The organism is Nocardiopsis oceanisediminis (assembly GCF_048595525.1).
GTDB lineage: Bacteria > Actinomycetota > Actinomycetes > Streptosporangiales > Streptosporangiaceae > Nocardiopsis_A > Nocardiopsis_A oceanisediminis.
This window is the reverse complement of record NZ_JAFMZJ010000001.1, coordinates 1797223-1822536: the sequence shown is the minus strand read 5'-3', so window position 1 is coordinate 1822536 and position 25314 is coordinate 1797223. Positions and strand designations below refer to the sequence as shown.

Annotated in this window: 29 protein-coding genes; 13 read left to right on the top strand and 16 right to left on the bottom strand. The window is 74.0% G+C overall.

Annotated elements, in window-relative coordinates:
- Positions 1 to 14 precede the first annotated feature (14 nt).
- The 5 genes from J0910_RS08240 to J0910_RS08220 form a co-directional block, all read right to left on the bottom strand.
- Positions 15 to 227 (bottom strand): biotin/lipoyl-binding carrier protein, encoded by a 213-nt coding sequence (locus J0910_RS08240; protein ID WP_420157930.1) that lies wholly within the window; start codon positions 225 to 227, stop codon positions 15 to 17.
- 85 nt (positions 228 to 312) lie between these two features.
- The gene (locus tag J0910_RS08235) at positions 313 to 1605 is read right to left on the bottom strand and encodes an HD-GYP domain-containing protein (protein ID WP_420157929.1); all 1293 of its coding nucleotides are present in this window, start codon (positions 1603 to 1605) and stop codon (positions 313 to 315) included.
- The gene (locus tag J0910_RS08230; protein ID WP_420161919.1) at positions 1605 to 2939 is read right to left on the bottom strand and encodes an HD-GYP domain-containing protein; all 1335 of its coding nucleotides are present in this window, start codon (positions 2937 to 2939) and stop codon (positions 1605 to 1607) included. The genes J0910_RS08235 and J0910_RS08230 overlap by 1 nt, the downstream gene beginning before the upstream one ends.
- A gap of 830 nt (positions 2940 to 3769) precedes the next feature.
- Complete coding sequence (gene rsrA / locus J0910_RS08225; RefSeq protein WP_420157928.1) at positions 3770 to 4054, bottom strand: mycothiol system anti-sigma-R factor; 285 nt, start codon at positions 4052 to 4054, stop codon at positions 3770 to 3772.
- A complete protein-coding gene (locus J0910_RS08220; RefSeq protein WP_420157927.1) occupies positions 4051 to 4719 on the bottom strand; it encodes a sigma-70 family RNA polymerase sigma factor in 669 nt (222 codons plus the stop codon). The genes rsrA and J0910_RS08220 overlap by 4 nt, the downstream gene beginning before the upstream one ends.
- 371 nt (positions 4720 to 5090) lie before the next feature.
- On the opposite strand from J0910_RS08220, the gene J0910_RS08215 reads away from it, so the two are divergent.
- A complete protein-coding gene (locus J0910_RS08215) occupies positions 5091 to 5951 on the top strand; it encodes a methyltransferase domain-containing protein (RefSeq protein WP_420157926.1) in 861 nt (286 codons plus the stop codon).
- 179 nt (positions 5952 to 6130) lie between these two features.
- On the opposite strand, the gene thiC is transcribed toward J0910_RS08215, so the two are convergent.
- Positions 6131 to 7795, bottom strand: coding sequence for a phosphomethylpyrimidine synthase ThiC (thiC, locus tag J0910_RS08210; protein WP_420157925.1), 1665 nt, complete (start codon positions 7793 to 7795; stop codon positions 6131 to 6133).
- Positions 7796 to 8044: 249 nt separating this feature from the next.
- Positions 8045 to 8911 carry an SOS response-associated peptidase gene (locus tag J0910_RS08205; protein WP_420157924.1) on the bottom strand — a complete coding sequence of 289 codons (867 nt, stop codon included), beginning with the start codon at positions 8909 to 8911 and terminating at the stop codon, positions 8045 to 8047.
- Between the two features lie 337 nt (positions 8912 to 9248).
- Between J0910_RS08205 and J0910_RS08200 the strand changes: the two genes are divergently transcribed.
- A complete protein-coding gene (locus J0910_RS08200; RefSeq protein ID WP_420157923.1) occupies positions 9249 to 10313 on the top strand; it encodes an ABC transporter ATP-binding protein in 1065 nt (354 codons plus the stop codon).
- The gene (locus J0910_RS08195; RefSeq protein ID WP_420157922.1) at positions 10310 to 11119 is read left to right on the top strand and encodes an ABC transporter permease; all 810 of its coding nucleotides are present in this window, start codon (positions 10310 to 10312) and stop codon (positions 11117 to 11119) included. The genes J0910_RS08200 and J0910_RS08195 overlap by 4 nt, the downstream gene beginning before the upstream one ends.
- Positions 11120 to 11183: 64 nt before the next feature.
- On the opposite strand, the gene J0910_RS08190 is transcribed toward J0910_RS08195, so the two are convergent.
- The 3 genes from J0910_RS08190 to J0910_RS08180 are packed head-to-tail and all read right to left on the bottom strand — an operon-like array spanning position 11184 to position 11931.
- The gene (locus tag J0910_RS08190; protein WP_420157921.1) at positions 11184 to 11363 is read right to left on the bottom strand and encodes a DUF397 domain-containing protein; all 180 of its coding nucleotides are present in this window, start codon (positions 11361 to 11363) and stop codon (positions 11184 to 11186) included.
- Positions 11364 to 11391: 28 nt separating this feature from the next.
- Positions 11392 to 11643, bottom strand: coding sequence for a GntR family transcriptional regulator (locus tag J0910_RS08185; RefSeq protein WP_420157920.1), 252 nt, complete (start codon positions 11641 to 11643; stop codon positions 11392 to 11394).
- Between the two features lie 36 nt (positions 11644 to 11679).
- A complete protein-coding gene (locus tag J0910_RS08180) occupies positions 11680 to 11931 on the bottom strand; it encodes a GntR family transcriptional regulator (protein WP_420157919.1) in 252 nt (83 codons plus the stop codon).
- 158 nt (positions 11932 to 12089) lie between these two features.
- On the opposite strand from J0910_RS08180, the gene J0910_RS08175 reads away from it, so the two are divergent.
- The 3 genes from J0910_RS08175 to J0910_RS08165 all read left to right on the top strand — a co-directional run bounded on the left by J0910_RS08175 (position 12090) and on the right by J0910_RS08165 (position 12920).
- On the top strand, positions 12090 to 12236 hold the full coding sequence (locus J0910_RS08175) for a hypothetical protein (RefSeq protein ID WP_420157918.1): 147 nt from the start codon (positions 12090 to 12092) through the stop codon (positions 12234 to 12236).
- A complete protein-coding gene (locus tag J0910_RS08170; protein ID WP_420157917.1) occupies positions 12233 to 12523 on the top strand; it encodes a hypothetical protein in 291 nt (96 codons plus the stop codon). The genes J0910_RS08175 and J0910_RS08170 overlap by 4 nt, the downstream gene beginning before the upstream one ends.
- 109 nt (positions 12524 to 12632) lie before the next feature.
- Positions 12633 to 12920 carry a hypothetical protein gene (locus J0910_RS08165; RefSeq protein WP_420157916.1) on the top strand — a complete coding sequence of 96 codons (288 nt, stop codon included), beginning with the start codon at positions 12633 to 12635 and terminating at the stop codon, positions 12918 to 12920.
- 79 nt (positions 12921 to 12999) lie between these two features.
- Here the strand turns inward: J0910_RS08165 and J0910_RS08160 are convergent, their stop codons facing one another.
- Complete coding sequence (locus tag J0910_RS08160; RefSeq protein WP_420157915.1) at positions 13000 to 13485, bottom strand: OsmC family protein; 486 nt, start codon at positions 13483 to 13485, stop codon at positions 13000 to 13002.
- 117 nt (positions 13486 to 13602) lie between these two features.
- Here J0910_RS08160 and aroA point away from each other — a divergent pair, with 117 nt between their 5' ends.
- Together aroA and rsgA are read left to right on the top strand one after the other, a co-directional pair.
- A complete protein-coding gene (aroA, locus tag J0910_RS08155; RefSeq protein ID WP_420157914.1) occupies positions 13603 to 14877 on the top strand; it encodes a 3-phosphoshikimate 1-carboxyvinyltransferase in 1275 nt (424 codons plus the stop codon).
- Positions 14874 to 15872 (top strand): ribosome small subunit-dependent GTPase A, encoded by a 999-nt coding sequence (rsgA, locus tag J0910_RS08150; RefSeq protein ID WP_420157913.1) that lies wholly within the window; start codon positions 14874 to 14876, stop codon positions 15870 to 15872. Before aroA ends, rsgA begins: the two co-directional genes overlap by 4 nt.
- 11 nt (positions 15873 to 15883) lie before the next feature.
- Here rsgA and J0910_RS08145 read toward each other — a convergent pair whose 3' ends face one another.
- The 4 genes from J0910_RS08145 to J0910_RS08130 form a co-directional block, all read right to left on the bottom strand.
- Complete coding sequence (locus tag J0910_RS08145; RefSeq protein WP_420157912.1) at positions 15884 to 17218, bottom strand: YeeE/YedE family protein; 1335 nt, start codon at positions 17216 to 17218, stop codon at positions 15884 to 15886.
- Positions 17219 to 17415: 197 nt separating this feature from the next.
- A complete protein-coding gene (locus J0910_RS08140) occupies positions 17416 to 18285 on the bottom strand; it encodes a transposase (protein ID WP_420157911.1) in 870 nt (289 codons plus the stop codon).
- A gap of 135 nt (positions 18286 to 18420) precedes the next feature.
- Positions 18421 to 19002, bottom strand: a complete 582-nt coding sequence (locus tag J0910_RS08135) for a DUF2087 domain-containing protein (RefSeq protein WP_420157910.1) — start codon at positions 19000 to 19002, stop codon at positions 18421 to 18423.
- 52 nt (positions 19003 to 19054) lie between these two features.
- A complete protein-coding gene (locus J0910_RS08130) occupies positions 19055 to 19771 on the bottom strand; it encodes an HAD family hydrolase (RefSeq protein ID WP_420157909.1) in 717 nt (238 codons plus the stop codon).
- Between the two features lie 171 nt (positions 19772 to 19942).
- On the opposite strand from J0910_RS08130, the gene J0910_RS08125 reads away from it, so the two are divergent.
- Positions 19943 to 20215, top strand: a complete 273-nt coding sequence (locus J0910_RS08125) for a hypothetical protein (RefSeq protein WP_420157908.1) — start codon at positions 19943 to 19945, stop codon at positions 20213 to 20215.
- A gap of 113 nt (positions 20216 to 20328) precedes the next feature.
- On the opposite strand, the gene J0910_RS08120 is transcribed toward J0910_RS08125, so the two are convergent.
- Complete coding sequence (locus J0910_RS08120) at positions 20329 to 20931, bottom strand: TetR/AcrR family transcriptional regulator (RefSeq protein WP_420157907.1); 603 nt, start codon at positions 20929 to 20931, stop codon at positions 20329 to 20331.
- A 182-nt stretch (positions 20932 to 21113) separates the two neighbouring features.
- On the opposite strand from J0910_RS08120, the gene hisN reads away from it, so the two are divergent.
- From hisN to J0910_RS08100, 4 genes are all read left to right on the top strand, one after another.
- Positions 21114 to 21920 carry a histidinol-phosphatase gene (hisN, locus tag J0910_RS08115; RefSeq protein WP_420157906.1) on the top strand — a complete coding sequence of 269 codons (807 nt, stop codon included), beginning with the start codon at positions 21114 to 21116 and terminating at the stop codon, positions 21918 to 21920.
- Positions 21921 to 22265: 345 nt separating this feature from the next.
- Positions 22266 to 23501, top strand: coding sequence for an ABC transporter permease (locus tag J0910_RS08110; RefSeq protein WP_420157905.1), 1236 nt, complete (start codon positions 22266 to 22268; stop codon positions 23499 to 23501).
- Between the two features lie 13 nt (positions 23502 to 23514).
- Complete coding sequence (locus J0910_RS08105) at positions 23515 to 24564, top strand: permuted SH3 domain-containing protein (RefSeq protein WP_420157904.1); 1050 nt, start codon at positions 23515 to 23517, stop codon at positions 24562 to 24564.
- Complete coding sequence (locus tag J0910_RS08100; RefSeq protein WP_420157903.1) at positions 24564 to 25304, top strand: ABC transporter ATP-binding protein; 741 nt, start codon at positions 24564 to 24566, stop codon at positions 25302 to 25304. The genes J0910_RS08105 and J0910_RS08100 overlap by 1 nt, the downstream gene beginning before the upstream one ends.
- Positions 25305 to 25314: the final 10 nt, after the last annotated feature.

Sequence of the window (25314 nt, the reverse complement as noted above, 5' to 3'; positions counted from 1 at the left end):
AACCTACCCGCGGGCTACTCCACGACGGCGAGCAGGTCCCCCTCGCGGACCACGTCGCCCTCGGCGACGTCGATGCTGACGACGGTGCCCGGCTCCTCGGTGAGCACCGGGATCTCCATCTTCATCGACTCCAGCAGGAGCAGGACGGCGCCGGCGCCGACCCGGTCCCCCGGTGCGGCGGTCACCCGGTGGACGCCGGCGACCATCTCGGCGTGGATCTCGGTCATCTCTCGCCCCCTCCCCGCCGCGCACCCGGTCGGCGCGCGGCGGGCCGATCCTACGGCAGCCCCGCGGGCGCCCCCGCGGATCCGCTCACCAGCGCGGCCGGGCCCGGTGCAGGGCGCGCGCCGCGGCCTCGACCACCTCCGGGTCGTACTCGCCGCCGGAGTCCATCCGCAGCCGCTCCAGCACCGCCTCGCCGCGGTCCGGGTCGGCCGACTCGCCGACCAGGTCGTCGAAGGCGTTGGCGACCTTGATGATCCTGCTGCCCAGCGGCGGGGGCCCGGCGGCGCCGTCGCCCTCGCACCCCTCGCACTGCCGGCGGACCAGCTCGGCCACCGGGTCGAGCACCCCGGTCTCCCGGATGATCGCCGACCCCAGCTCCGCGATGCGGCGCTGCTCGCGGGGGGCGGCCAGCACGGTGGCGCCGCTGGCGATCGGGTCGCGCAGCGAGAGCTGGCCGATGTCGTGCATCAGCGCCGCGTACTCCAGCTCGCGCAGCTCCGATTCGCGCATGCCCAGCTCGCAGCCGATCGCGGTGGCCAGTTCGGAGACCCGGCGGGAGTGGCCCGCCTCCACGTATCCGCCGACCTCGGTGACGCGGGAGAGCGCCCGGACGGTCTGCAGGTAGGTCAGCCGGATGTCGGCGAACCTGCGGAACGCCACCTGGGTGACGAGCAGCGGCGCGATGAACACCAGCAGGCCGACCAGGCCGGTGGCGGTGCAGGCCAGCGAGATCAGGATGCCGGTGGCGCCGATGGCCATGCCGATGCCGAACTGGGCGCGGAACTCGTCGCGCAGCGCCACCGAGGTGCGGGTGCCCACCCGCTCGGCGCGGATCAGCGCGGCCAGGGCGGCGTCCACGCACCAGGCGGCCAGGACCAGCGCGATCATCACCGCCAGGGTCAGCCACCAGTCGCGCGGCACCGGTGAGAGCAGGTCGGCGAAGGGGCGGAAGGCGGCGGCCAGGGCCACCGCCATCAGCAGGCGCCGGGAGAGGTCGCTCCAGCGCGGGCCGCGCCCCACCGCGATGTGCGGCAGCTCGCCCAGGGCCAGTCCGAGCGCGACCACCGCCACCACCTGCTCGGCGGAGTGGTGCACCGGCCGGCCGCCGATGTCGGCGAGGAGCGCGTAGCCGATCGCGCCGGCCGAGGCGATGGGCGCGGTCTCCCGGCGGCCCGGCAGGGTGATCCGGACCAGCTCCCCGACCGCGATGAGCACACCGAAGGCGAGCGCGACCTGGGTGTCGGCGAACCCCGCGGCCAGCGTCCAGACCAGGGCGCCCAGGGCGCAGACCACCGCGGCGGCGATCACCCACATCCGGACCGGGTCGATGCGGGTGGGCCCTCCGCGGCCGCGCAGCGGGCTCCTCGCCCCCTGGGCCATCACCGCTCGCCCTCCCCGGCGACGCGCAGCGGGACGCTCGGGTCGTCGTGGTCCTGCTGGGCGACCTCGGCGCCGTCGTCCGGCGGCTCGATGTCGACCGGCGGGTCCCAGCCGTCCCGCTCGACCGCCCGGACCAGCGCCTCCACCATCCGCGGGTCGAACTGCTCGCCGGCGCAGCGGCGCAGCTCGGCGACGGCCTCCCCGACCGAGCGGGCCTTGCGGTAGGAGCGGGTGGAGGTGATGCAGTCGAAGACGTCGGCGACCGAGACGATCCGGGCGCACTCCGGGATGTCCTCCCCGGCCAGCCCCATCGGGTAGCCGCGGCCGTTCATCTTCTCGTGGTGGTGCATGATGCCGGCCAGCGCCTCGTCGAGGAAGCCGATCTCGCGGACGATCTCGTAGCCGCGCATCGGGTGCAGCTGGATCGCGGCGAACTCCTCCTCGGTGAGCCCGCCCGACTTCTGCAGCACCTTGGTGGGGACGCCCAGCTTGCCGATGTCGTGCAGCATCCCGGCGTAGCGGACGTTGCGCACCCGCTCGGCGCTGAGGCCGAGCTCCTGGGCGATCATCCCGGACGCCTTGGAGACCCGCATGCAGTGGCCGCGGGTGTAGTAGTCCTTGGTCTCCACCGCCTGGGCGAGGGTGGCCAGCGTGGCGTCGTGCGCGTGCTGCTCGGCGACGTACTGGTAGAACGCCCAGCGCGCGATGAACAGCGGCAGCAGCACCAGGAGCACCGCGAACAGCCCGACCAGGCCCCAGATGGCGGCGATGAGCAGGCCGAGCATGGCGTAGCCGAGGGAGGCCAGCTCCAGGCCGACCACCGGGCGCCAGCGCATCCGGCCGGGCCGGCGCAGCTGCAGCACGCCCAGGCAGCGCAGCAGGCCGGCGATGAGCGCGCCGTTGACCGCGGTGTGCACCAGGATCGCCACCGTGTAGGGCAGCACGATCCACGGGAAGTCATCCCGGCCCGGGACCCCCATCCGCCCGCCCATCAGCAGGTAGGCGTGGCCGGCCGCGTAGCCGGCCAGGGCGAACTGGGCTCCGTTGAAGAACCGCTTGACCAGGTTCTGCCGGCGCAGCACCACCAGGACCGAGCAGAACCCGACCACGGCGGCGCCGACCGGCCCGGTGAGCACGACGGCGGCCAGGGCCGCCGAGGAGCTCGGCGAGATCCCCGTCCGGTCGCCCTCGCCGCCGCTGTCGACCATCGTGCTGATCGACTCGGCCACCACGAACAGGACCGCGAGGAGGACCAGGGTGACCGGTTCGATCCCGGAGTAGGGTCCGGCGGCCAGCACCGCGAGGGCGCCCAGGACGACGAGGCCGACGTACAACCGCGCCGCTACCGGCAGCGAACGCAATTCTCCGTACCTCCTGCCCCATTGCCGACCGAACCGTCATGATTTCATCGTTTCCGTTCTACCACCAGGACCAGCCTCCCGCTGCGTTGACCAGCAAGAGAGCCGCCACCATCAGCGTGTGCAGCAGTGCGATGATCCCCGTCATGTCGTCTCCGCCCCCCTCGGATCCGGCCGCCGCCCCTGCGACCCCGCACGGATCCCCCTCGGGGGCGGCAAGCGAATTACCCCAAACGGTCGATATGGCGGCCAGTTTAACGGCCCGCTCGAGGGCCCCGATTTCCCCGGACCGAACCGTGAGCCAACCGTGAGAAACGGTGTTCATGCCCGTTCCGGAATGCGAAACTACGAATCCGTTTCGAATTGCATTCAACTACCCGGAGTAATTGGACGCACCGCCCTCCGCGCCCGCCGACCGCCTGCCCGAGCGAACAACCCGGCAGGTCAGAGCAGAGGCAGGACCGCCCTCAATGACGGAGAGTCACAAACCCGCCGACCGAGTCGATCAATGGGACCCTTGCCCGCCTTCCGGGCGGCCGGATAAAAATTGATTCGACCATCGGGCGTGTCGACCGGCCACCATTCCACCCATCCCCCATTTCCCTACCATTCGCGAATAACGACCGTTTGGCCACCGTGCGCGCAGAATGCCGCACATAATGGCGAATCAGGGAGAATGCGGTGAATCACGGGAGAACGCACCGGTCGTCCCGGAAGGTCCACCCGGAGCGCGGCACGGAAAAAGCGGCGCCCCGCATGCGCGGAACGCCGCCTCCGAGCGGTCCCCGGCCGGGCCGGGCGCGCGGTCACTCCACCGCGCCCTCCCGGCCGACCAGGTCGGTCCGGGCCGCCTCCAGCCGGAAGAGCACCTTGCTGCGCAGGTCGTCCGGGACCGGGTCGCAGCCGCAGTGCTTGGCCACCAGCTTCTTGACGACCTCCTCCAGGCCGTACTCCTCCAGGCAGGGGCGGCACTCGTCGAGGTGGCGGCGGACCTCCTCGCAGCCGGCCTCGGCCAGCTCGCCGTCGATGTAGGTGTAGAGGTTCGCGAGAACCTCGCTGCACGGGGTGTCGTGCGTTCCTCCGCAGCTCATCGCCGTTCCTTCCGCGCCGCCCCGCCCTTGGGGGCTCCCGTGGACACCGATTCCCTACCCGCCCCGCCGGCCCCGGCGAGGCCTTCGCCGGAGAGGATGCCGCGGTCCACCGCGTACTCCTCCAGCAGGGTTCTGAGCTGCCGCCGCCCCCGGTGCAGCCGCGACATGACCGTCCCGATCGGGGTGTCCATGATCTCGGCCACTTCCTTGTAGGCGAAGCCCTCGACGTCGGCGAGGTAGACCGCGATGCGGAAGTCCTCCGGGAGCTCCTGCAGGGCGCGCTTGACGTCGCTGTCGGGAAGGTGCTCCAGCGCCTCGGCCTCCGCGGACTTCAGGCCGCTGGAGGAGTGCGACGCGGCCTGGGCCAGCTGCCAGTCCTCGACGTCCTCGGTGCCGGCCTGCTTCGGCTCGCGCTGCTTCTTGCGATAGGAGTTGATGAAGGTGTTGGTGAGGATGCGGTACAGCCAGGCCTTGAGGTTCGTGCCTTCCTTGAACTGGTGGAACGACCCGAAGGCCTTGGCGAATGTCTCCTGGACGAGGTCCTCGGCGTCGGACGGGTTGCGCGTCATGCGCAGCGCTGCCGAATACAGCTGGTCCAGGAACGGGAGGACGTCCCGTTCGAACCGGGCCCCCCGCTCGTCGAGTGTCTCCTGGCCTTGACTCAAGCCCGCCTGCCTCCTTGTACTGGTGTGCCGTGGGGCAACCGTCGCCTCACGATACGACGCCCAAGGAGCTGACCGCACGTCCGGACCCGCAGGTCGCGCGGTGGAGGGCCGGTCGAGCACCGGGTCCTCGGTCACAGTCGGCATCGACCTCGCTGACCTCCTCTTCGGCTTCCCGATCCCGTACGCCCCGGCCGGGCCGGAGCGCCCTGCCGGGACGATGAAGGTGCCAACAACGGCGGCCCCCCGCTGATTCCGGCGGCCGGCCGGGACCCGGAACCGCACCCGGAATTCCCCGCACCACCTGCCGCGGCCGGGTGATGCGTGCAAGAGTGCGGGTAGAACCGTCAGCAAAGACGTGGGAGAGGAGTGTCGTGCGCCCGTCCTCCAGTTCCGCGGCCCGTGAGCAGGCGTCCCCCCGAGGCGATGCCGCCGCGGAGCCGCCACCGCCCCGTTCCCCCGCGGCGCACTTCGCCACCACCGATTCGCTGACCGCCTACTGGCGCTTCTACTGGGCCGTGGCCGGGACCCAGCTCGCCCGCTGGCTCCCGGAGGAGCCGGGCGTGCTGCTCGACATGTCCGCCCCCGACTTCCGCGGCGCACCGCGCGCGCTGGCCGCCGGACACGACGTGGTCACCCTGCTGCCCTCCGCCGAGACCGCGCCCCGCCGGACGCTCTCCCTGGTCAACGGGAGCGCCCAGGTACCGCGCCGGCGGCGCTCCCCCGGGCGGCTCCGCCCGGTCGTGGGCGACCCGGCCAACCTGGACGGCTTCGCCCCCGGGGCGTTCGACGGCGTCATCGCGGACAACAGGGTGCTCTCCCGGCAGCTGGCCACCGAGGCCTCGCTGGCCGAGATCGCGCGGGTGCTCCGGCCCGGCGGCCGGACCCTGATCTGCGTCGACTCGGTGGTGCTCGGCATGGCCCTCCTCGCCGAGCAGGACTGCTGGCCGGAGCTGAGCTTCGCGGCCGGCGCCGACGTGCTGCTGGTGCCCTGGCCGGACGGCTCCATCACCCGGTGCTTCACCGCGGAGCAGCTCACCGAGCTGCTGGCCGGGGCCGGCCTGGAGGTGGAGTGGATCCGGCCGCGCACCGTGCTGTCCGCCTCCACCGTGGAGCACATGATGGAGTCCGACCCCCGCGCGCTCAACCGCCTGGTCGAGATGGAGCTGCGCGCCGAGGAGTCCGACGACTACGTGGGCGTGCACCTGCTGGCCAGCGCGCGCCGGCCGGACTAGAAGGGCGGGCGGGGCCGCTCCCCGCTCGGGAGCGGCCCCTTGGAGGGCCGGGGCCCGCCCGTCGCCCGCCACCACCCTCAAAGGAGCCCCTTTCGGGCCACGGCGCTCTCTGCCCGTGGTCCACCGGGCTCCTCACGGGCCTGGCGGCCTCCGGCCGTCCTGCGGGCCCCGGGTGCGGCTCAGTCGGCGAGCGGGAGGTAGACCCGCTTGCCCTGCTCCGCGAACTCGGCCGACTTGTCGGCCATGCCCTTCTCGATGGCCGCGACGGTGGACAGGCCGTTCTTCTCCGCGTAGTCCCGCACGTCCTGCGAGATGCGCATGCTGCAGAACTTCGGCCCGCACATGGAGCAGAAGTGCGCGGTCTTCGCCGGTTCGGCGGGCAGCGTCTCGTCGTGGAAGGACTGCGCGGTCTCCGGGTCCAGCGACAGGTTGAACTGGTCCTGCCAGCGGAACTCGAAGCGCGCCCGGGACAGCTCGTCGTCCCACTCCTGCGCCCTGGGGTGCCCCTTGGCCAGGTCCGCGGCGTGCGCGGCCAGCTTGTAGGTGATGACGCCGGTCTTGACGTCGTCCCGGTTGGGCAGCCCCAGGTGCTCCTTGGGGGTGACGTAGCAGAGCATCGCCGTGCCGTGCCAGCCGATCTGGGCGGCGCCGATGGCGGAGGTGATGTGGTCGTAGCCGGGCGCGATGTCGGTGGCCAGCGGGCCCAGCGTGTAGAACGGCGCCTCGCCGCACAGCTCCTCTTCGAGCCGCACGTTCTCGGCGATCTTGTGCATCGGGACGTGCCCGGGGCCCTCGATCATCACCTGCACGTCGTGCGCGCGGGCGATGTGCGTGAGCTCGCCGAGCGTGCGCAGCTCGGCGAACTGCGCCTCGTCGTTGGCGTCGGCGATGGAGCCGGGGCGCAGGCCGTCGCCGAGCGAGAAGGTGATGTCGTAGGCCCGGAAGATCTCGCAGAGCTCCTCGTAGTGGGTGTAGAGGAAGCTCTCCTTGTGGTGGGCCAGGCACCAGGCGGCCATGATCGAGCCGCCGCGGGACACGATGCCGGTGATCCGCCTGGCGGTCAGCGGGACGTAGCGGAGCAGCACGCCGGCGTGGACCGTCATGTAGTCCACGCCCTGCTCGGCCTGCTCGATCACGGTGTCCCGGTAGATCTCCCAGCTCAGCTTGGTCGGGTCGCCGTTGACCTTCTCCAGCGCCTGGTAGATGGGCACGGTGCCGATCGGCACCGGCGAGTTGCGCAGGATGCGCTCGCGGGTCTCATGGATCCGCTTGCCGGTGGACAGGTCCATCACGGTGTCGGCGCCCCACCGGGTGGCCCACACCATCTTCTCCACCTCCTCCTCCACCGAGGAGGTGACCGCGGAGTTGCCGATGTTGGCGTTGATCTTCACCAGGAACCGCTTGCCGATGATCATCGGCTCGGACTCCGGGTGGCAGCGGTTGGCCGGGATGACCGCCCGGCCGACGGCGACCTCGGAGCGGACGAACTCGGGGTCCATCCCCTCCCGGGCCGCGATGTAGCGCATCTCGGGGGTGACCGTCCCGGCCTTGGCGTAGGCCAGCTGGGTGACCGCGCCGCCGATCGGCTCGCGGGCCCCGATCCACTCCGCGCGCATCGGGGCGAGGCCCCGGTGGACGTCGATGTCGGCGGTGGAGTCGGTGTAGGGCCCGGAGGTGTCGTACAGGTCGAAATGGGTGCCGTTGCTGAGTCCGACGCGGCGGTGCGGCACGCGGAGCGCCGCACCGGATTCGGGGTCGGGGACCTCGTGGTAGACCTTCTCCGAGCCCATGATGGGGCCGGTGGTCACCTCATGTCGGACGTCACGGTCGTCAAGCGCCGTCAAGGCACGCCTCCCTACGTCGGAATTACCCGAACAGGTTCTGCGGTCGGCGGCACCGGCCCCCTTCTGGGGGCAGCCGCCCTCTCAGCCCGCCAAGGCGCGAGCTCCCGCGTGCTATCGATTTGTCGAACCGCACACCGCCGTCGCGGTGCACACCGCGCCGTCGCGCGGCGGATCATATGACCGGGGCCACCATACACAGAGCGCTACCGCCGCTCCACCCCCGCCCCTTCCCTCCGGCCCCCGGGCCGGTCAGAACAGGGTGGCCGGCTCGGCCGCGGCGGCCTCCGCCGGGTCCGGCGGGTCCAGCAGCGCGGGCCCGTTGTTCTTGATGCTGTTGACCGCGGTGGAGACCTCGCGGAGCTCCAGGCCGCCGACGGGGGTGGCGTCCATGGCGCCGCGCACCGCGTCCCAGCCGGAGGCCGGGTCGAGCCAGGCGTCCCACTCCTCGGGCGGCAGCACGACCGGCATCCGCTCGTGGATCCCGGCGAGCCCGCCGCGGGCCTCGGTGGTGACCACGGTGCAGCTCCACACCCAGGCGGCGGGGTGGTCGTCGGGCAGCGCGGGGTCGCGCCAGCGCTCGAAGAGCCCGGCCAGCGCCAGCGGCGAGCCGTCCGGGTAGCCGACGGAGAAGGGGCGCTTGCGCGACTTGGCCTTGCGCCTGCGGTGGGCGGGGTCGGTGGCGGGCGAGGTGCCCGCCTCGGCGGTGCCCGGAGCGGCGTCCGGCAGGTACTGCCACTCGTAGTAGGCGGTGGCAGGCAGCAGGCAGCGCCGGCGGCGCAGCGCGTCCCGGAAGGCGGGCTTGTCCGCCACGGTCTCGCTGCGCGCGTTGATCATCTTGTAGCCGACCGCGGCGTCCTTGGCCCAGGAGGGGATCAGGCCCCAGCGGAACGTGCCGACGCCCTGCGGCCCGCGCGGCGCGTCCGGCCCGCGGCGGCCCGGCGGCGTGCCGAGCACGGCCTGCACGCTCTTGCCCGGGGAGATGTTGTAGTCCGGCTCCAGCTCCTCCAGCGGGGGCATGGCCGGGCCGCCGCCGGCCGGGCCGGGGGCGGCTCCGGGGATGTCGAAGGCCAGCTGGAGGTCATGCAGGTTGCGAGCCTGGGCGAAGCGTCCGCACATGGGACGAGTCTGCCACCCTGCGCGCACCGCCCGCGCCGCGGCCTCCGGAGGGCCGGTCCGGGCCCGCGGATCGGCCTCCCGTGAATCGGCGCTCACATTTACCGCTCCTTTTCAGCGGCATTCCGCCGACCCGGCGGGCCTTTTTCCTGAACATAGATTCACTTTCCGGCTTTTTCGCAGGTCAGGGCGAATATGAACAGACGTCTCATGTTTGCTTTCCGCCGTTTTCCGAGTAAGAATCGGGGGCTCCCAGCGATCGAATCCCCCGGAACCGGGCCCGACGGCCATGCCCGGATCCGGGCACCGCCGTTCCCATCGAGACCCCCGAGGAGGGGCCATGATCCATGCCCGCGGACTGACGCGGAGCTTCACCGCCCAGCACGGAAGGGTGGACGCCGTACGCGGCCTGGACCTGGACGTGGAGCCGGGGACGCTGGTCGCGTTCCTCGGCCCGAACGGGGCCGGGAAGAGCACCACCCTGCGGATGCTCACCACGCTGCTGCCGCCCACCTCGGGCACGGCGACCGTGGCCGGCGCCGACATCGCCGCCGATCCGGCCGCGGTGCGCGCCCGGATCGGCTACGTCAGCCAGAAGAGCAGCGCCGCGGACACCCAGCGGGTCGGCGACGAGCTGTTCTACCAGGGCCGCGCCTACGGGATGAGCCGCGGGCGGGCCCGCCGCCGCGCCGGTGAGCTGCTGGACCGGCTCGGCCTGGCCGACCTGGCCGACCGCAAGCCGGTCTCGCTCTCCGGCGGCCAGCGCCGCCGGGTCGACATCGCCCTGGGGCTGGTGCACAGCCCGCCGCTGCTCTTCCTGGACGAGCCCTCCACCGGGCTCGACCCGCACAGCAGGGCGGAGATCTGGAGCACCATCCTGCGGCTGCGCGAGGAGACCTCGATGACGCTCTTCCTCACCACCCACTACCTGGAGGAGGCCGACAGCATGGCGGAGCGGGTGGTGATCATCGACCGCGGCCGCACCATCGCCGACGGCACCGCCGAATCGCTCAAGGCGGAGCTGGCCGGGGACCGGGTGACCGTCGCGCTGCACGAGGCGGCCGACGCCGGCCGGGCCGCGCGGGTCGCGGAGCGGTTCGCCACCGCCCCGGACCGGGTCTCCTCCCTCGCCCCGGGCGAGGCCGCCCCCGGCGCCGCCGACGCGCTCAACGGCTCCCGGAGCGGCGCCGCCCGGGTGACGGCGCAGGTCGCCGACGCCGACGCGGCCCTGCCGGAGCTGCTGAGCGCGCTGGAGGCCGCCGGGGTGAAGACCGCGGCCGCGCGCGGCGCCCGCCCCACCCTGGACGACGTCTTCCTCTCCCTGACCGGCCGCAGCCTCACCGAGGACCAGGCCGCCGACGAGCACCGGGACCACCCGCAGCCCGAGAAGGAGCCCTCCGCATGACCACCGCCCCTTCCGCCCCCGCGCCCGCCGGCGCCGGGTTCGCCCGCGACGTCGCCACCGTCTTCGAGCGCGAGATCCGCCCCTCGCTGCGCGAGCCGCTGGGGCTGATCCTCTCCCTGGGGCAGCCGCTGCTCCTGCTGTTCTTCTTCGGCCCGCTGCTCGGCGGCGCCCAGGGGATGGGCGCCCCGGGCGGCGGCGCCGAGTCCTCCTGGCAGTGGTTCGTGCCCGGGGTGCTGGTGATGCTCTGCCTGTTCGGGCCGATGATGTCCGGCTACAACCTGCTCACCGAGCTGCTCACCGGCTCGATGGAGCGGATGCTGGTCAGCCCGATCGACCGGAGCGCGATGCTGGTCGGCCGCACGCTGAAGGAGTTCGCCGTGCTGCTGGCCCAGGCGGTGCTGATCATCGCGCTGGCGGTGCCGCTGGGGTTCCGGCTGCACCCGCCCGGCATCCTGGCGGGCCTGCTGCTGCTCGGCGTCTTCGGCATCGGGCTGGGCGCGTTCTCGTTCTTCCTGGCGATGAAGTCGACGCCGAGCGGGGAGCTGTTCTACGGCGTCACCCAGCTGGCGCTCTTCCCGCTGATGCTGCTCTCCGGGGTGCTGCTGCCGATGGACTTCGGCCCGCGCTGGCTGCAGGTCGTCGCCCTGGCCAACCCGGTCAGCCACATCACCGACGGCGTCCGCGCCCTGTTCTCCGGCGCCTACACCGACCCCTCGGTCCTCTGGGGCTTCCTTGCAGCGGGCGCGATCGCCGCCGCCGGCCTGCTCCTCGGCAACCGCGCCATCCGCAAGGGCGTCGGCGTCTGACCCGAACGGCCACCGAAAGGCCACCGGGCCCGGAGCGGTCGTCCGCTCCGGGCCCGGCCTGTTCCTACACCAGGCCGGCGCGCACCTCGGCGAGGAACGCCGACCACTCGGCCGAGGGGACGGAGAGGTATCCGGCGGAGCGGTGCTGAGTGTCACGCACCTTCGCCCCCTGCGGGGTCTCGGCGACCTCGACGCACTCGTTCGCGCCCGTGCTGTGACTCGACTTGTGCCAGGTGAGTTTCATGGAAGTCCTTCCGGGGCTTCTCCGAAAACTACTCGGCGACGAAGGTTCCTTTTCCGTGAACCGTCACGATCAGTCCGCGTTCACGGAGTTCCTTGCTGGCCCTGCGAACGGTCATGTAGGCGACGCCGTACTCCTCCGCCAGCTCCCGCTCCGGCGGCAGCCTCATCCCCGGTGACAGCTCGCCCGCCCTGATCCTGGCTGCGATGTGGTCGGCGACCGCCACATAGATCAACTGGGGCCCCTCAGGGTCGAGGGCGGGAATCCCGGTCTGCTCGTTCACACCGCAACGGTAGAACAGAACCACCCGGCGACGTCGCTATTTCTCCTTCTCCGTGCTCTCCTCCACGACGAAGGTTCCCTTGCCATGGACCGTGGCCGTCAGACCTCGGTCGTTCAGCACCTTGACGGCCGCCCTCGCGGTAGGACGCGACACCTTGAACTCCTCGCATAGAGCAGCCTCCGACGGAATACGGCGCCGAGGCTCATAGGTCCCGTCCGCGATCCGAGCCGCCAGCACGGCCGCGATCTGCTCGTACAGCGGCTCCGGCCCGTCAAGATCGATCTTCATATAACGACACTATTCACCTCAACACATTACTTAGCCTCCGTTGACGTCACCTGACAAGTGATGATGAGTGGCGTACGGTGTGGAGATACAGAAGACCCCGGCGAGTCGGTCCAGGACTCCCGGGGCACGGCCACCAGCTACGAAGGAGCTGATGACGTATGAACACTATCCAGCGGCGCCGCCCTCCCGCTTCCCGTGTGCGGCTCTACTTCCTCGCCTGCGAGGCCGAGCGGTATCGCACCAAGGCCCGGCACGCCCTGGATCTCGCCCGGGCCCTCTACTCACCGAAGGGCGGTGCGCGATGATCCGGGAACGCGGCCTCCTGTTGGAGCTGCTGCGCGAGCGGTACGGCGAGCGCTGGTCGATCCGGCGCAGCGAGCACCTGTGGATCGCCACCGCAGACGACCCCGACGCCGACCACGCGCCCACGCTCGTCCAGCCCGACCTCGACACCTTCGTGGGCGAGCTGGAGGCGCCCCCGCCCCGGGCCGGAGGACCGTGCCGCTCCCTCATGGCGGCGAGCCTGTTCGCCGAGAACGTCGAGCAGGTCACCGACGGCGTCTACTACATCGCCGACCCGCCCGGCTGCTGACCGGTTTTCCACAGGCCGGTTCTCCACAGCCTCAGTTCGCTCCGCTTCCTCTCCTTCCAGCACGGATACGCTGGAAGCACCTTGAGCCCCACGAAAGGGGAACCCTCCGATGCCCAGTGTCGAGCAGCGCCTGACCGCTCTCGAGGCCGCCAGCTTCACCCTGGCCTCAGAGCAGCAGCGCCTCAAGGCCGACAACGACGCCTACCACGCCAACATCGACGCCCGACTCAACTCCCTCGCCGACGGGCTGATGGACCACCGCCGCGAGGTCGCCGAACGGTTCGACCGCGTGGACGAACGATTCGGCCGCGTGGACAACGAGCTGGCCGGCCTGAAAGCCGGTCAGGCCGAGATGCGAGAGATGCTCGCGCGCATCGTCGCCAAGATCGACGCCTGATAGAACAGCGCCGGCCCGGCCCCGTCCGGACGCGGATCCCGCCTCCCCCGGCGGGGTCCGCGTCCGCTTTCGGGAGGCGTCAGGAGTCGGCGACCTCGATCACCGATTCGTGGCGGACCGGGAAGTTCACCGAGCGGGCGATGAAGCAGGCCCGGCCGGCGGCCTCGTGCAGGTGCTCCGCCTTCTCCGCCATGGCGGCGTCGGCGACGGTGACCACCGGGTGCAGCACCGCCTCGGTGAACTCTCCGCTGGAGTCGGCGTGGGTGACCATGGTGGCGGTCGCGGTGTCCCGGTAGCCGACCACGTCCACCCCGGCGCCGACCGCCAGCGCCAGGTAGGACAGCATGTGGCACTCGCTCAGCGCGGCCAGCAGGAAGTCCTCCGGGTTCCAGCGCTCCGGGTCGCCGCGGAAGGCCTTGTCCGCGGAGCCCTTCAGGGTCGGCCGGCCGGGGGCGGAGACGTCGTGGTCGCGGCCGTAGCCGCGGTAGGTCGCGGTGCCGGTCCCCGTGTTCCCCGTCCACTCGACGGTGACCTCGTAGCGGTGGCTCTTGTCCTTGGCGTGCACGGCGGGCTCCTCCGGGGTCGGGGCGGCGCGGGCGTTCGGTGTCCAGTCTGGCAGCGGGGCCGCGGCGGGGGCCGCGCGGCCGGGCCTTACCGGCGGGGCGGCCGCTAACCTGGGAGCATGCCTGCTGACGCCCCGAACTGGCCTGCTCCGACCGCTTCCAAGGCCGTGGACGCCACGGTCGAACTGCCCGGCTCCAAGTCGATGACCAACCGCGCCCTGGTGCTGGCCGCGCTGTCGGAGACGCCGGCCGCGGTCCGGCGCCCGCTGCGCAGCCGCGACACCGACCTGATGGCGGCGGCGCTGCGCGCGCTGGGCGCCCGGATCGCCGAGGACGGCGGCGACTGGGCCGTCTCCCCCGCCCCGCTGCGCGGCCCGGCCCGGCTGGACGTGGGCAACGCCGGCACCGTGATGCGCTTCGTGCCGCCGCTGGCCGCGCTGGCCGACGGCGACGTGCACTTCGACGGCGACCCGCGCGCCCGGGAGCGGCCGGTCGGGCCGCTGCTGGAGGCGCTGCGCGCGCTCGGCGCCGGCATCGACGACGAGGGGCGCGGCGCCCTCCCGCTGACCGTCCGCGGCACCGGGGCGCTGCGCGGCGGCCGGGTCGCGCTGGACGCCTCCGGCTCCTCCCAGTTCGTCTCCGCGCTGCTGCTCGCCGGGGCGCGGTTCACCGAGGGCGTCGAGGTCCGGCACGAGGGCCCGCCGGTACCCTCCCGGCCGCACCTGGACATGACCGTGCAGATGCTGCGCGAGGCCGGGGTGTCGGTCGACGACTCCGAGCCGGACGTGTGGCGGGTCGCCCCCGGCCCGGTGAAGGCCGCCGAGATCGCGGTCGAGCCGGACCTGTCCAACGCCGCCCCGTTCCTCGCCGCCGCGCTGGTCGCCGGCGGCCGGGTCACCGTGGCGGGCTGGCCGCACCGCACCACCCAGCCCGGGGACGCGCTGCGCGACCTGTTCTCCCGGATGGGCGGCGAGGTCTCCTTCGACGACGGCGGCCTCACCCTGCGCGGCACCGGGGCGGTGCACGGCATCACCGCCGACCTGCGCGAGGTCGGCGAGCTGACCCCGACCATCGCGGCGGTGGCGGCGCTGGCCGACTCGCCGTCCCGGCTGACCGGCATCGCGCACCTGCGCCGGCACGAGACCGACCGGATCGCCGCGCTGGCCCGGGAGGTCAACCGGCTCGGCGGCGACGCCGAGGAGCTCCCGGACGGCCTGGTGATCCGCCCGCGCCCGCTGCACGGCGGCGTGTTCCGCAGCTACGAGGACCACCGGATGGCGACCTCCGGGGCCGTGATCGGGCTCGCGGTGCCCGGGGTGGAGGTGGAGGACATCGCCACCACCGGCAAGACGCTGCCGGACTTCCCCGCCCTCTGGTCGGAGGTGGTGGCGTGAGAGGCGGCGGCCGGCACCTGGACGAGGACGACATCCGGGTGCGGGCGCGCGGCGGCTCCCGCCCCCGCACCCGGGTCCGCCCCAAGCACGAGAACGCCCGGGTCGGCATGGTCCTCACCGTCGACCGGGGCCGCTACCGGTGCCTGGTCGACGGCCGGCAGGTCACCGCGATGAAGGCCCGCGAGCTGGGCCGCGGCCGGATCGTGGTGGGCGACCGGGTGGCCCTGGTCGGCGACCTGTCCGGGGTCCCGGACACGCTGGCCCGGATCGTCCGGGTGGAGGAGCGCTCCTCGGTGCTGCGCCGCACCGCCGACGACACCGACCCGGTGGAGCGGGTCATCGTCGCCAACGCCGACCTGCTCGTCATCGTGTGCGCGCTGGCCGACCCCGAGCCGCAGCCGCGGTTCATCGACCGCTGCCTGGTCGCCGCCTACGACGCCGGGCTGGAGCCGCTGCTCTGCCTGACCAAGGCCGACCTGGCCGGCCCCGAGGAGCTGCTGGCCGGCTACGCCGCGCTGGACCTGCGCGCGGTGGTCACCGACCACCGCGGCGACCTGACCGAGCTGCGCGGCCTGCTCGAAGGCCGGGCCGGCGTGCTCGTCGGCTCCTCCGGGGTGGGCAAGTCGACGCTGGTCAACCGGATCGTCCCGGAGGCCGAGCGGGCCGTGGGCCGGGTCAACCCGGTGACCGGGCGGGGCCGGCACACCTCGACGTCGGCGGTGGCGCTGCCGCTGGACGACGGCTGGATCATCGACACGCCGGGGGTGCGCAGCTTCGGTCTGGCGCACATCGCCCCGGACGACGTGGTGGCGGGCTTCCCCGACCTGGAGGAGGCGGTGGAGGAGTGCCCGCCCGGCTGCCCGCACGGCGAGGGCGCCGACGGGTGCGCGCTGGACGCCTGGCTGGACGCGGGCCGGCTGGGCCCGGCCCGCGTCGGCTCGCTGCGCCGGCTGCTGGCCAGCCGGGCCGGCGAGGAGGAGGCCGTCACCGGCTGACCGCCGCCGGTTCAGCAGACGCCGTCGCCGGGTTCCGGGTTGGCCAGGCCGAACAGCGTGCGGGCGTGCAGGCCGGCCCAGGTTCCGGCCAGCGCCGCCACCGCCCACAGCCAGCCGTGCAGGCTGCCCGAGGCGATCCCGGCCAGGTAGGCCCCGATGTTGCAGCCGCCGGCCAGCCGGGCGCCGATCCCCATCAGCACCCCGCCGATCAGGCCGGCCGCGACGGTGTTCCAGGCCAGGCCGGTGTGGAGGCGCCAGGAGCCGGCCGCGGCGGCGGCGATCGCCGCGCCGAGGATGATGCCGATGTCGGTGAGGCTGGTCTTGTCGGCCAGGACCGGCCCGGCGAGCTGCGCGGCCTGCTCCGGCCGGCTCCAGAACGCCCACTCCTCCGGGTGCGCGCCGAGCAGCTGGAGCAGCTTCGCGCCCCAGAGGTTGAACGCCGAGGTGACGCCCCAGGCGCCGCCGGAGACCAGCAGCACCGCGCCGCCCAGGGCGGCGAGCGCCACCGCCCCGGCCGCCATCGGCCAGCTGCCCCGGAGGACCCGCAGCGCTCCGGAGGCCGTGGGCACCGCGCCGACCGGCGGCGGGACCCTGCGGTTCTGCACCGCGCGGCTGCCCACCACCACGGCGAGCAGCACGGCCGCGGTGATCGCCCAGGAGCCGCCCCAGCCGACGTGCTCGGAGAGGAGGATCGGCGGCAGGGCGGGCAGGTCGGCGACGAGCGGCCAGGCGGCGCTGTAGACCACCGAGCCGATGACGAACCCGGCCAGGGTGACGAGGATGGCCGACTGCCCGGACCCGACGGCGAAGAGCGTCCCCGAGGCGCACGCGCCGCCCAGCTGCATGCCGACGCCGAAGAGGAACGCGCCGAGGAGCAGGGCGATGCCGATGGGCCCGGCCGACGGCTGCGGGTCGTTGCCGAACAGCCCGGTCCCGGCGCCGATGACCAGGGCGAACAGGGTGGCGGTGGTGCCCAGCAGCAGGGCGTGGGCGCGCAGTCCGGCGCCGTTGCCGACGGCGATGAGCTGCCGCCAGGCGGAGGTGAAGCCGAACCGGGAGTGGAACAGCGCCACCCCGAGGCCGGTGCCCAGCAGCAGCAGGACGGCGGGGAGCGCCCCGTGCACGGCGCCCGTGTAGGCGGCGAGCGCGGCGGCGGCCGCCAGGGCCGCGGCCAGCGGGCCGCGGCGGACCGGGCCGAGCTTGGGCGGCCGGGGCGGCGGGGCGGACAGGGCCGGCCGCCTGCCCAGGGCGAGCAGGGGCGCGGGTCCCGGCGCGGCCGGTTCGGGGGCGGCGGGCCCGGTTCCGGGCTCGCCCGCCGGTGCGGGGTCGGCGGGTCTCGATGTCACGGCGTGTCTCTCCTGGGGTCGCGGGCGGCCTCGGGGCCGGCTGCGGGCGGCGGGAAGAACGCACCGGTACCGCCGCCGTGCGCGGCGCGGGGACCCGCGGAGCGGGGAGGCCGGAACGCCCCGGGGAGGGGCCGGCGGGGAGAGGGGTCGCCCGGTGTCAGCGCACGCTTCGACGGCACCGGCGGCGACAGAGGCCGTCATCGGTGCTCGTCAGCGACATGGAGATGAGCACCATGCGCAGAAACCGAGTCGGACCGGACATGTTCCGCAATGGTACGCATCCCGGTGCCGCCCTCGTCGGGGAGGGGCCGGGCTTTCCGCTCCGCGCCCCCTGCCGTGTACCCGCCGCCGGGCGGCGGGGGCCGCCCCTCCGGGGGTCTCCACGGCCGGCAGGCAGGGGCGGAGCGGGACGGAACCGCCGGCCGGGCAGCGGTACGGCCCCGTTCCCGGAGACGCTCCGAGCCCGGCCCGCCGCCGCGGAACGCCGGCCCCGGGCGCCCGGTCGGTGCTTCCGTCCACCGGATCCCAGGGCCGGAAGCCGGGGCCTCCCGGCCCTGCGGAACCGTCCTCACGTGCGGCGGCACCGCCCCTCGGGCCAGGGCGTACCGGCGGGGCCTCCGGGCAGCCGGGGGCAGGGCGGCGACGACGGAGTAGGGCCAGCCCGGGATGAACTGCGAGGCGCTTTCGGAGCGGCCGTAGACGTGGCAGAACAGCCGATCAGGGCTGGTGGGCGCATCGGAGCGCAGCCACGGGGAGATGTCGGCGGCCAGGACGATGCGCCCGCCGGCGGTGCGGGGCAGCGGCAGCGCGGCCGGCACGCGACGCAGCCGGCCGGTCTCCAGGCGGCCGTTGGCCAGCGCGTCGTACATGGCGCCGTGGCCGCGCCGGTGCTCGGCCTCCAGGCTGAGTTCGGCCGGCGAGGTGACCGGGTGGGGGCTGCACAGCAGGGCCTCGCACAGTTCGAACAGCGCGTCGCGGCGCGCGGGCAGGCAGTCGTAGAGGTCGCGTCGGAATCGGGACAATACGTCGATCGGGTCGACGGGGGCGGCGTGGTCGTGGACACTCATGGGTGCGGCCTTCGCTGTGGTCGGTGCCTCTTGGTCGAAGCACAGGATCACGCGAAGGCCGCGCTGCTCTCCGGTGAACAGCGGAATTCGGTGCCGCCGCGAGGGCCTGGCTGCCCCCGAGGTTAAAAAACAAGCTCAGACGTCGACGGTGCCGCCGCAGCGCCAGTAGCGGGAGCCGTCGCGGTCGAGGAAGCCCTCGTCCACCAGGGAGCGGCGGAGCAGGGCGTGGTCGGAGTAGAAGGCCCGCAGCATCGCGTTGACCTCGGGCTCGGCGTAGCGCAGGCCGGGTTCGAAGGCGCGGGCCACGTGGTCGAGCAGGATCAGCCGCTTGGCCCGCTGGACCGGCAGCGCGAGGATGCGGCCGTCCCGGGTGAAGGAGCGGAGCACCCGGGCCTGGTCGGCGGGGGTGCCCTCGGGGACGGGGGCCGCGGAGCGGTCCTCGGCGGCGGCGGTGACCGCGGCCCGGAGCGTCTCCGGCCGGGGCGACCAGCGCCCCTCCGCGGAGCGGGCCGCGATGCCGCCGCGCTCCAGCCGGTCCAGGGCGCGCAGCGCGTCCTTCACCGGCAGGCCGGAGCGGAGCGCGACCTCCTCGCCGGTGCCGGCCCCCAGGACCAGGGCGGAGAAGGCGCGCAGCCGCTCGGGGGCGCCGAGCAGGCCGAGCAGTCGCAGGGCGTCGGGGTCCGACATGACCGCCATGCAACCGGAGGTCTCCGTCATCCGTCACCTCCTTTTCCGGCCGGGCGCCGGCGGGCCCCGGGCCGGCGGCGGGTCAGCCGCCCTCCTCCGCCCCGCGGACGCCCAGCTCGTCCAGGCGCGCGAGCAGCTCGGCGGGGTCGGCGTAGACCCGGTAGGCGCCGGCGCGCTCCAGTTCGTCCCTGCCGTACCCGCCGGAGAGCACTCCGACGCCCAGCGCGCCGGCCCGGCGCGCGGCGAGCATGTCCCACACGCTGTCGCCGATGACGACGGTGTGCCGCGGATCGACGCCGAGGTGCGCGGCCGCGGCCAGGAACAGGTCGGGGTCGGGCTTGGCGAACCGGACCTGGTCCCGGGTGACCATCGGGGTGTCCTCGGGCAGCCCGAGGAGCTCCAGGGCGTGCCCGGCGGTGCGGCGCTGGCCGCTGGTGGCGATGGCCCAGGAGATGCCGCGGGCGCTGAGCGTGCGCAGCAGCTCGGTGGCGCCGGGCAGCGGTACCACCGAGGAGTGCTGGCGCAGGTACTCCACGGCGTGGTCCTCCACCGCCTCGGCCACCTGCTCGGCGGAGAGCCGCAGCCCGGTCTCGCGCATCAGCGCGTTGACGAACAGGCCGCCGCTCATCCCGATCCGGCGGTGGATCCGCCACACCGACAGCTCGATGTCGGCCTTGGCCAGGGCGTTGCGCCAGGCGATGACGTGCTGGTAGACGCTGTCGATCAGGGTGCCGTCCAGGTCGAACAGCAGGGCCGGCGCGACGGGCTCGGGGAAGGCGGCGGTGCTCGATTCGCTCACCCCGCCAGTCTCGCGCCGGGGCCGGGCCGTTGGAAAGCGGCGCACCGGAGGTTCCCCGGAGGTTCACCCGCCCCGTGCGCACCAGGGCCCGGCCCGGTCGGCCGTCAGGGCGCGCCCGGCCGCGCGGCCGGCGAGCGCGGCCCGGACCACCTCCCGGAACGGCCGCGGCGGGTGCCCGGTGAGCTCCGCGACGACGCCGGTCGTCCGGTCCTCCGCACCGGCCGCGATGGCCGTGTCCAGGTCGGCGAGGAAGTCGGCGTACTCGGGCGGGACGCCGGCCCCGGCCGACCCGGCGGCCGGTTCGGCGGCGCCGACGGGGCGGTGCCGGACCGGCCGCCCCAGGGCCGCGCCGAGTACCTCGGCGACTGGCCGGAAGAGCGCCTTCGGGCCGGGACGGCCGCCCTGGTGCGATCGGTGCTGTCCGGCGGCGGCCCTCCCGGCTGACCGCCGGCCCGCGGAGGCGGAACCGCCCCTTCAGCGCGAGAGGGGTTCTTCCGCCCCCGAGGCGGCGGCCCCGGCGCCGCGGCAGGGGGCGGCGGTCCGGATCCGCGCCCGGCTCACCGGTGCGCGGCCCCCCGGGCCGGGGCCTCCGCGATGCCGGCGACCGCGGCGACGATGCGGTCCGCGGCGCGCTCCGGGTCGGTGGGGAGCAGCACGTAGGAGAGGCTGAGCCTGACCGCGACCTCGGTCATCGCCTCGCCCCGGCGGTCCAGGCCGGGGTGGCGGCGGCGCAGGTAGGCGTTGATCCGCTGCTCCAGTGCGACGTGCAGCGGCTCGGCCCTGGTGGTGAGCACCGGGAGGAGTTCGTCGTCGCCGGTGATGATGGCGCGCAGCAGCGGGTCCTCGGCGGTGGTGGCCAGCGTCCAGCGGGCCGCCGCGGCCACCGTGTCGGCCGGCGCCCCCTCGTGGCCGGCCAGGATCCGCTCCACCCCGTCCAGGAACCGGTCGGCCTCGCGCAGCACGACGGCCTGGAGCAGCCCCTCCTTGGTGCCGAACTCGTTGTACAGGGTCTGCCGGGACACCGCGGCGGTCCGCGCGATGTCGGCCATCCGCATGCGCGGCCAGCCCCCCGCCACGACCGCGCCGTAGGCGGCGTCCAGCAGCCGCTCGCGGACGCCGCCGGTGCGCGGGGGGCCGGAGTGTTCGGTTCGGGCGGTCATACCGCCATCGTGTCAAAGATCCGGGCGGCCCCGGGCCGGACTCCGCGGCCGGCGGGGCCGGTGCGGCGGACGGGGCGGAGGAGACGGGCGGGGCGCGCGGGGCGCGGTCCCGCCCGCCCGATCGGGCGGGCCGGGGGTGCCGCCCTGTTTGAGCGCGCCCCGGAGCGGTACCGTTACACGCCATGGCGGCCTTTGACGACGACCTGCGTCTGGCCCACGTCCTCGCGGACGCGGCCGACGACCTGTCCATGCAGCGCTTCCGCGCCCTCGACCTGCGTGTGGAGACCAAACCGGACCTGACCCCCGTGACCGAGGCCGACCAGGCGGTCGAGGAGACCCTGCGCAGCGTCCTCTCCCGGGCCCGCCCCCGGGACGCGGTGGTCGGCGAGGAGTACGGCAAGACCGGCAACAGCAGCCGGGTGTGGGTGCTCGACCCCATCGACGGCACCAAGAACTACGTCCGCGGGGTGCCGGTCTGGGCCACCCTGATCGCCCTGCTGGAGCACGACCGCCCCGTGGTCGGCCTGGTGTCCGCCCCGGCGCTGCAGCGCCGCTGGTGGGCCTCGCTGGGCGGCGGCGCGTGGAGCGGCCGCAGCCTGACCAAGGCGAGCCGCTGCTGGGTGTCGAAGGTGGCGGAGCTGGAGGACGCCTCGCTGTCCTTCTCCGAAATGTCGGAGTGGGAGGAGCAGGGGCGGCTGGAGTCCTTCCTCGGGCTGACCCGGAACGTGTGGCGGACCCGCGCCTACGGCGACTTCTGGTCGCACGTGATGGTCGCCGAGGGCGCGGTGGACATCGCCGCCGAGCCGGAGCTGTCGCTGTGGGACGCCGCCCCGCTGCCGATCATCCTGGAGGAGGCGGGCGGCCGCGCCACCGGCCTGCGCGGCCAGGCGTTCACCGACGGCGGCGCCCTGGTCTGCACCAACGGCGCCCTGCACGACAAGACCCTGATGTGGCTGAACGGCGGGCCGACCCCGGTCCGCTCCGACTGACCCGCGCCCGCCCCGGCGCCGCCCCCGGCCTCTCCGGCGGGTGCGGCGCCGGGGCGGAGCCGTGTCCGCTCCCCCGCGCCGGACGCGCCCCGCCGGTGTGACACCGCTCTCCCCGGGGCGCGGAGGCCCCGCCCGCCCGCGCCGCGGACCGGCCGGGAACCCCGCAGCGGAGGGGATTTCGGCTCTCTGCTCACTTTGACGACACACGTCCCTTACGCAACGCTGATGCCCGGTGGGCCACAGTGGCCCCGGACCACTCCGGTCACCCGGGGCGCTCCCCCACCCCCTGTCCGCTCCCGGGTGCGCCGCCCGCACCCCCGTACACACCGGGGAAGAGGCCGACGCTTGCTGCGCTCACTCATCTCGGGCCTGGTCCTGGCCTTCGCCGGTTCCCGAGCCAACATCTCGCGGACGATCCTGTCCTGCGCCGGCATCGTGGTCGGCGTCGGCGCGCTGATCGCGGTGGTGACCGCCGGGCACGTCGGCCAGACCTACGCCAAGGTCTACGGCGAGGCCAACACGGGCGTCGCCGCCACCTACGAGGTCACCGCGCCGGCCCCGGTCGAGGACGTCGCGGCATTCGAGGAGGACATGCTCCGGGCCGGCGGCCAGGCCGTCGCCCTGCAGCAGTCCCTCGACTCCGCGGGGATCCAGCTCCGCCAGGGGACCTCGGTGTTCAAGGACGCCACGGTGTTCTACACCGACCCGGCGCTCTCCGACATCCGGCGGATGAACCTGGTGGAGGGGCGCTGGTTCACCGAGGCCGACAAGGGCTCGCTCGCCCCCGTGGTGGTGCTGAGCGAGAACCTCACCGAGCGGCTGGACCCCTCCGGCGGCTACGCCGACCTGCAGATCGGGAACAGCGAGTGGCTGCGGGCGCGGGTGGTCGGCGTGGTCGAGGGCACCGCGATGGACGACTGGGGCGGCTCGGGCACGGTCTACCTGATGCGCTCGCCCTCCACCGAGGAGATGGCCTTCCCCGCCGGGATCGGCGCCGCCGACGAGATGGGCATGGGCCTGACCTACCGGGTCCGGATGCCTCCCGACGGGAGCCCCGGTGAGGAGGAGTTCACCGAGCGGCTGGCCGGCACCTCCTGGCGGTGGGGCCCCCAGGCCGACACGGAGATGCTCATCGTCTACCGGGCGGACAGCTTCGAGGAGATCGAGGAGGTGCTGGGCTACCTCTCCCTCGGGCTGTTCGGGATCGCCGGCATCACCCTCACCACCGGCATGCTCGGGGTGCTCAACGTCGGGCTGGTCACGGTCCGGGAGCGCCGCCGCGAACTGGCCACCTACCGGGCGCTCGGCGCCGACCGGTTCGCCATGTTCGTCGTGGTGGTCTCCGAGGCTGTGGTGGTCTCGGTGGTGGCCGGGCTGATCGCGCTGCTGGGGTGCTACGGGATCGCCGGGGGCGTCCAGGCGTTCGTCGGGGACGCGCTCCCCGAGGGCGTCTCGGTGACCGTGCCCCTGCAGGGGGTCCTCGTCGGACTGGGCAGCGCCGCCGCGGTCGGCCTGCTCGCCGGGGTCATCCCGGCATGGCGGGCGCTGCGCACGTCGGTGGTGGCCGGATTGCGGGAATAGGAGCGGAAGACCCTTGAAGAAGTGGATCATCACGGCGGCCGTCCTGGCCGTCCTGGCCGCCGCCGGCGGCACCGGCTGGTTCCTGCTGCGCGGCGGTGGCGGCGGCGCGCCCCCCGGTGACATGGCCGCGGGGGCCGAGGAGGCCGCGCCCGTCCCGGTGGAGTCCGGTCCGATCACCGACAAGGTCGTCCTGGACGCGCAGGTCGAGGAGGACCCGGCGGAGAAGGTGGTCGCCAAGCGCGGCGGCACCGTCACCCGGGTGTGGGTCGGCGACGGCCAGGAGGTCCAGGAGGGCGCGCCGATCGTCTCGGTGCGCTCCGAGGGCGCCGGGACCGCCCCGGAGGCGGGCGGCGAAGGCGGCGAGGGGGCCGGGGCCGAGCAGCCCGCGGCGACCGAGGTCACCGTCAACGCCCCGGTCTCCGGCAAGGTCGGCGGGCTGGACGGGCTCGCCGCGGGCGACCCGGTGGAGGCGGGCGCCTCGGTCGCCGCGATCAGCCGGGAGCGGTTCCGCGCGATCGCGCAGATCCCCGCCAACGACCTGTACCGGTTCTACGACGACCCCGAGGAGATCACCCTCAAGATCGACAAGGGCCCGCCCGCCCAGGCCTGCAGGTTCCTCTCCATCGGCGAGTCCGGGGACTCCGGCGCCGGGGGCGGCTCCGCCCCCGGGGAGGAGACGGGGATGCCCGGCGACGGAGGCGGTGGCGGCGGTGCGGGGGCCACCTCGCAGATCTCCTGCCGGGTCCCCGAGGACCTGCAGGTCTTCCCCGGCGTCACCGGGAAGATGTCGATCGTCACCGGAAGCGCGGACAACGCGCTGCTCGTCCCGGTGACCGCGGTGCGCGGCGGGTTCGAGGAGGGCGAGGTCATCGTCGTCGGCGACGGCGGCGAGCAGGAGACCCGCGAGGTGGAGCTGGGCATCACCGACGGGGAGCGGATCCAGGTCGTCGAGGGGCTCGACGAGGGCGAGCAGGTCCTGGACCCGATCCCGCTGGAAGAGGGCTTCGACGCGCCCGACTCCGGCGGCGGGGAGGAGCTCCCCGAAGAGGAGGTGGTGTTCTAGTGGGCGCCGTCGGCTCCCGGCGTGCGCGGCGCGCCGGCGGGGGCGGCCCGGCCGCACCCCCCGGCCCGCTGCTGCGCATCTCCGGTCTGACCAAGGGCTTCCCGGTGGACGGGGAGCGGATCCAGGTGCTGTCCGGCTGCTCCATGGAGATCGACCGCGGCGAGGTGGTCGCGATCGTCGGGCAGTCCGGCTCCGGCAAGTCCACCCTGCTCAACATGGTCGGGCTGCTGGACACCGCGGACGGCGGCGAGCACGTCTTCAACGGGGTGGACGTCACCCGGCTCGGCGAGGCCGGCCGGGCCCGGCTGCGCAACACCGGGATCGGCTTCGTCTTCCAATCCTTCCACCTGCTGGAGCGGCGCACCGCGCTGGCCAACGTGAGCGTGCCGCTGGTGCTCAACGGCATGCCGCTGGTCCGCCGCCGGGCGGTCGCCCGCGAGCTGCTGCGATCGGTGGGCCTGGGGCACCGGCTGGGCTCCCGGCCGCACCAGCTCTCCGGCGGCGAGCAGCAGCGGGTGGCGCTGGCCCGCGCGCTGAGCCTGAACCCCCCGCTGATCCTGGCCGACGAGCCCACCGGGGCACTGGACGCCGCGACCAGCTCGGCCGTCCTGGACCAGCTGATCTCCCAGGCCCGCAAGCGGAACGCCGCGGTCGTCATCGTCACGCACGACCCGCTGGTCGCCGAGGCCGCGGACCGCCGGATCACCATCCGCGAGGGCCGGACCTCCGAGGAGTCCTGAACGGCCCGCC

Coding starts and splice junctions, on each gene's coding strand:
- J0910_RS08165 (WP_420157916.1), top strand. CDS start 12,633: ATGCCCAGTGTCGAGCAGCGCCTGACCGCTCTCGAGGCCGCCAGCTTC.
- J0910_RS08205 (WP_420157924.1), bottom strand. CDS start 8,911: ATGTGCGGACGCTTCGCCCAGGCTCGCAACCTGCATGACCTCCAGCTG.
- J0910_RS08235 (WP_420157929.1), bottom strand. CDS start 1,605: ATGGCCCAGGGGGCGAGGAGCCCGCTGCGCGGCCGCGGAGGGCCCACC.
- aroA (WP_420157914.1), top strand. CDS start 13,603: ATGCCTGCTGACGCCCCGAACTGGCCTGCTCCGACCGCTTCCAAGGCC.
- rsrA (WP_420157928.1), bottom strand. CDS start 4,054: ATGAGCTGCGGAGGAACGCACGACACCCCGTGCAGCGAGGTTCTCGCG.
- J0910_RS08180 (WP_420157919.1), bottom strand. CDS start 11,931: ATGAAGATCGATCTTGACGGGCCGGAGCCGCTGTACGAGCAGATCGCG.
- J0910_RS08140 (WP_420157911.1), bottom strand. CDS start 18,285: ATGAGTGTCCACGACCACGCCGCCCCCGTCGACCCGATCGACGTATTG.
- J0910_RS08240 (WP_420157930.1), bottom strand. CDS start 227: ATGACCGAGATCCACGCCGAGATGGTCGCCGGCGTCCACCGGGTGACC.
- J0910_RS08135 (WP_420157910.1), bottom strand. CDS start 19,002: ATGACGGAGACCTCCGGTTGCATGGCGGTCATGTCGGACCCCGACGCC.
- J0910_RS08195 (WP_420157922.1), top strand. CDS start 10,310: ATGACCACCGCCCCTTCCGCCCCCGCGCCCGCCGGCGCCGGGTTCGCC.
- hisN (WP_420157906.1), top strand. CDS start 21,114: ATGGCGGCCTTTGACGACGACCTGCGTCTGGCCCACGTCCTCGCGGAC.
- J0910_RS08190 (WP_420157921.1), bottom strand. CDS start 11,363: ATGAAACTCACCTGGCACAAGTCGAGTCACAGCACGGGCGCGAACGAG.
- J0910_RS08200 (WP_420157923.1), top strand. CDS start 9,249: ATGATCCATGCCCGCGGACTGACGCGGAGCTTCACCGCCCAGCACGGA.
- J0910_RS08175 (WP_420157918.1), top strand. CDS start 12,090: ATGAACACTATCCAGCGGCGCCGCCCTCCCGCTTCCCGTGTGCGGCTC.
- J0910_RS08170 (WP_420157917.1), top strand. CDS start 12,233: ATGATCCGGGAACGCGGCCTCCTGTTGGAGCTGCTGCGCGAGCGGTAC.
- J0910_RS08120 (WP_420157907.1), bottom strand. CDS start 20,931: ATGACCGCCCGAACCGAACACTCCGGCCCCCCGCGCACCGGCGGCGTC.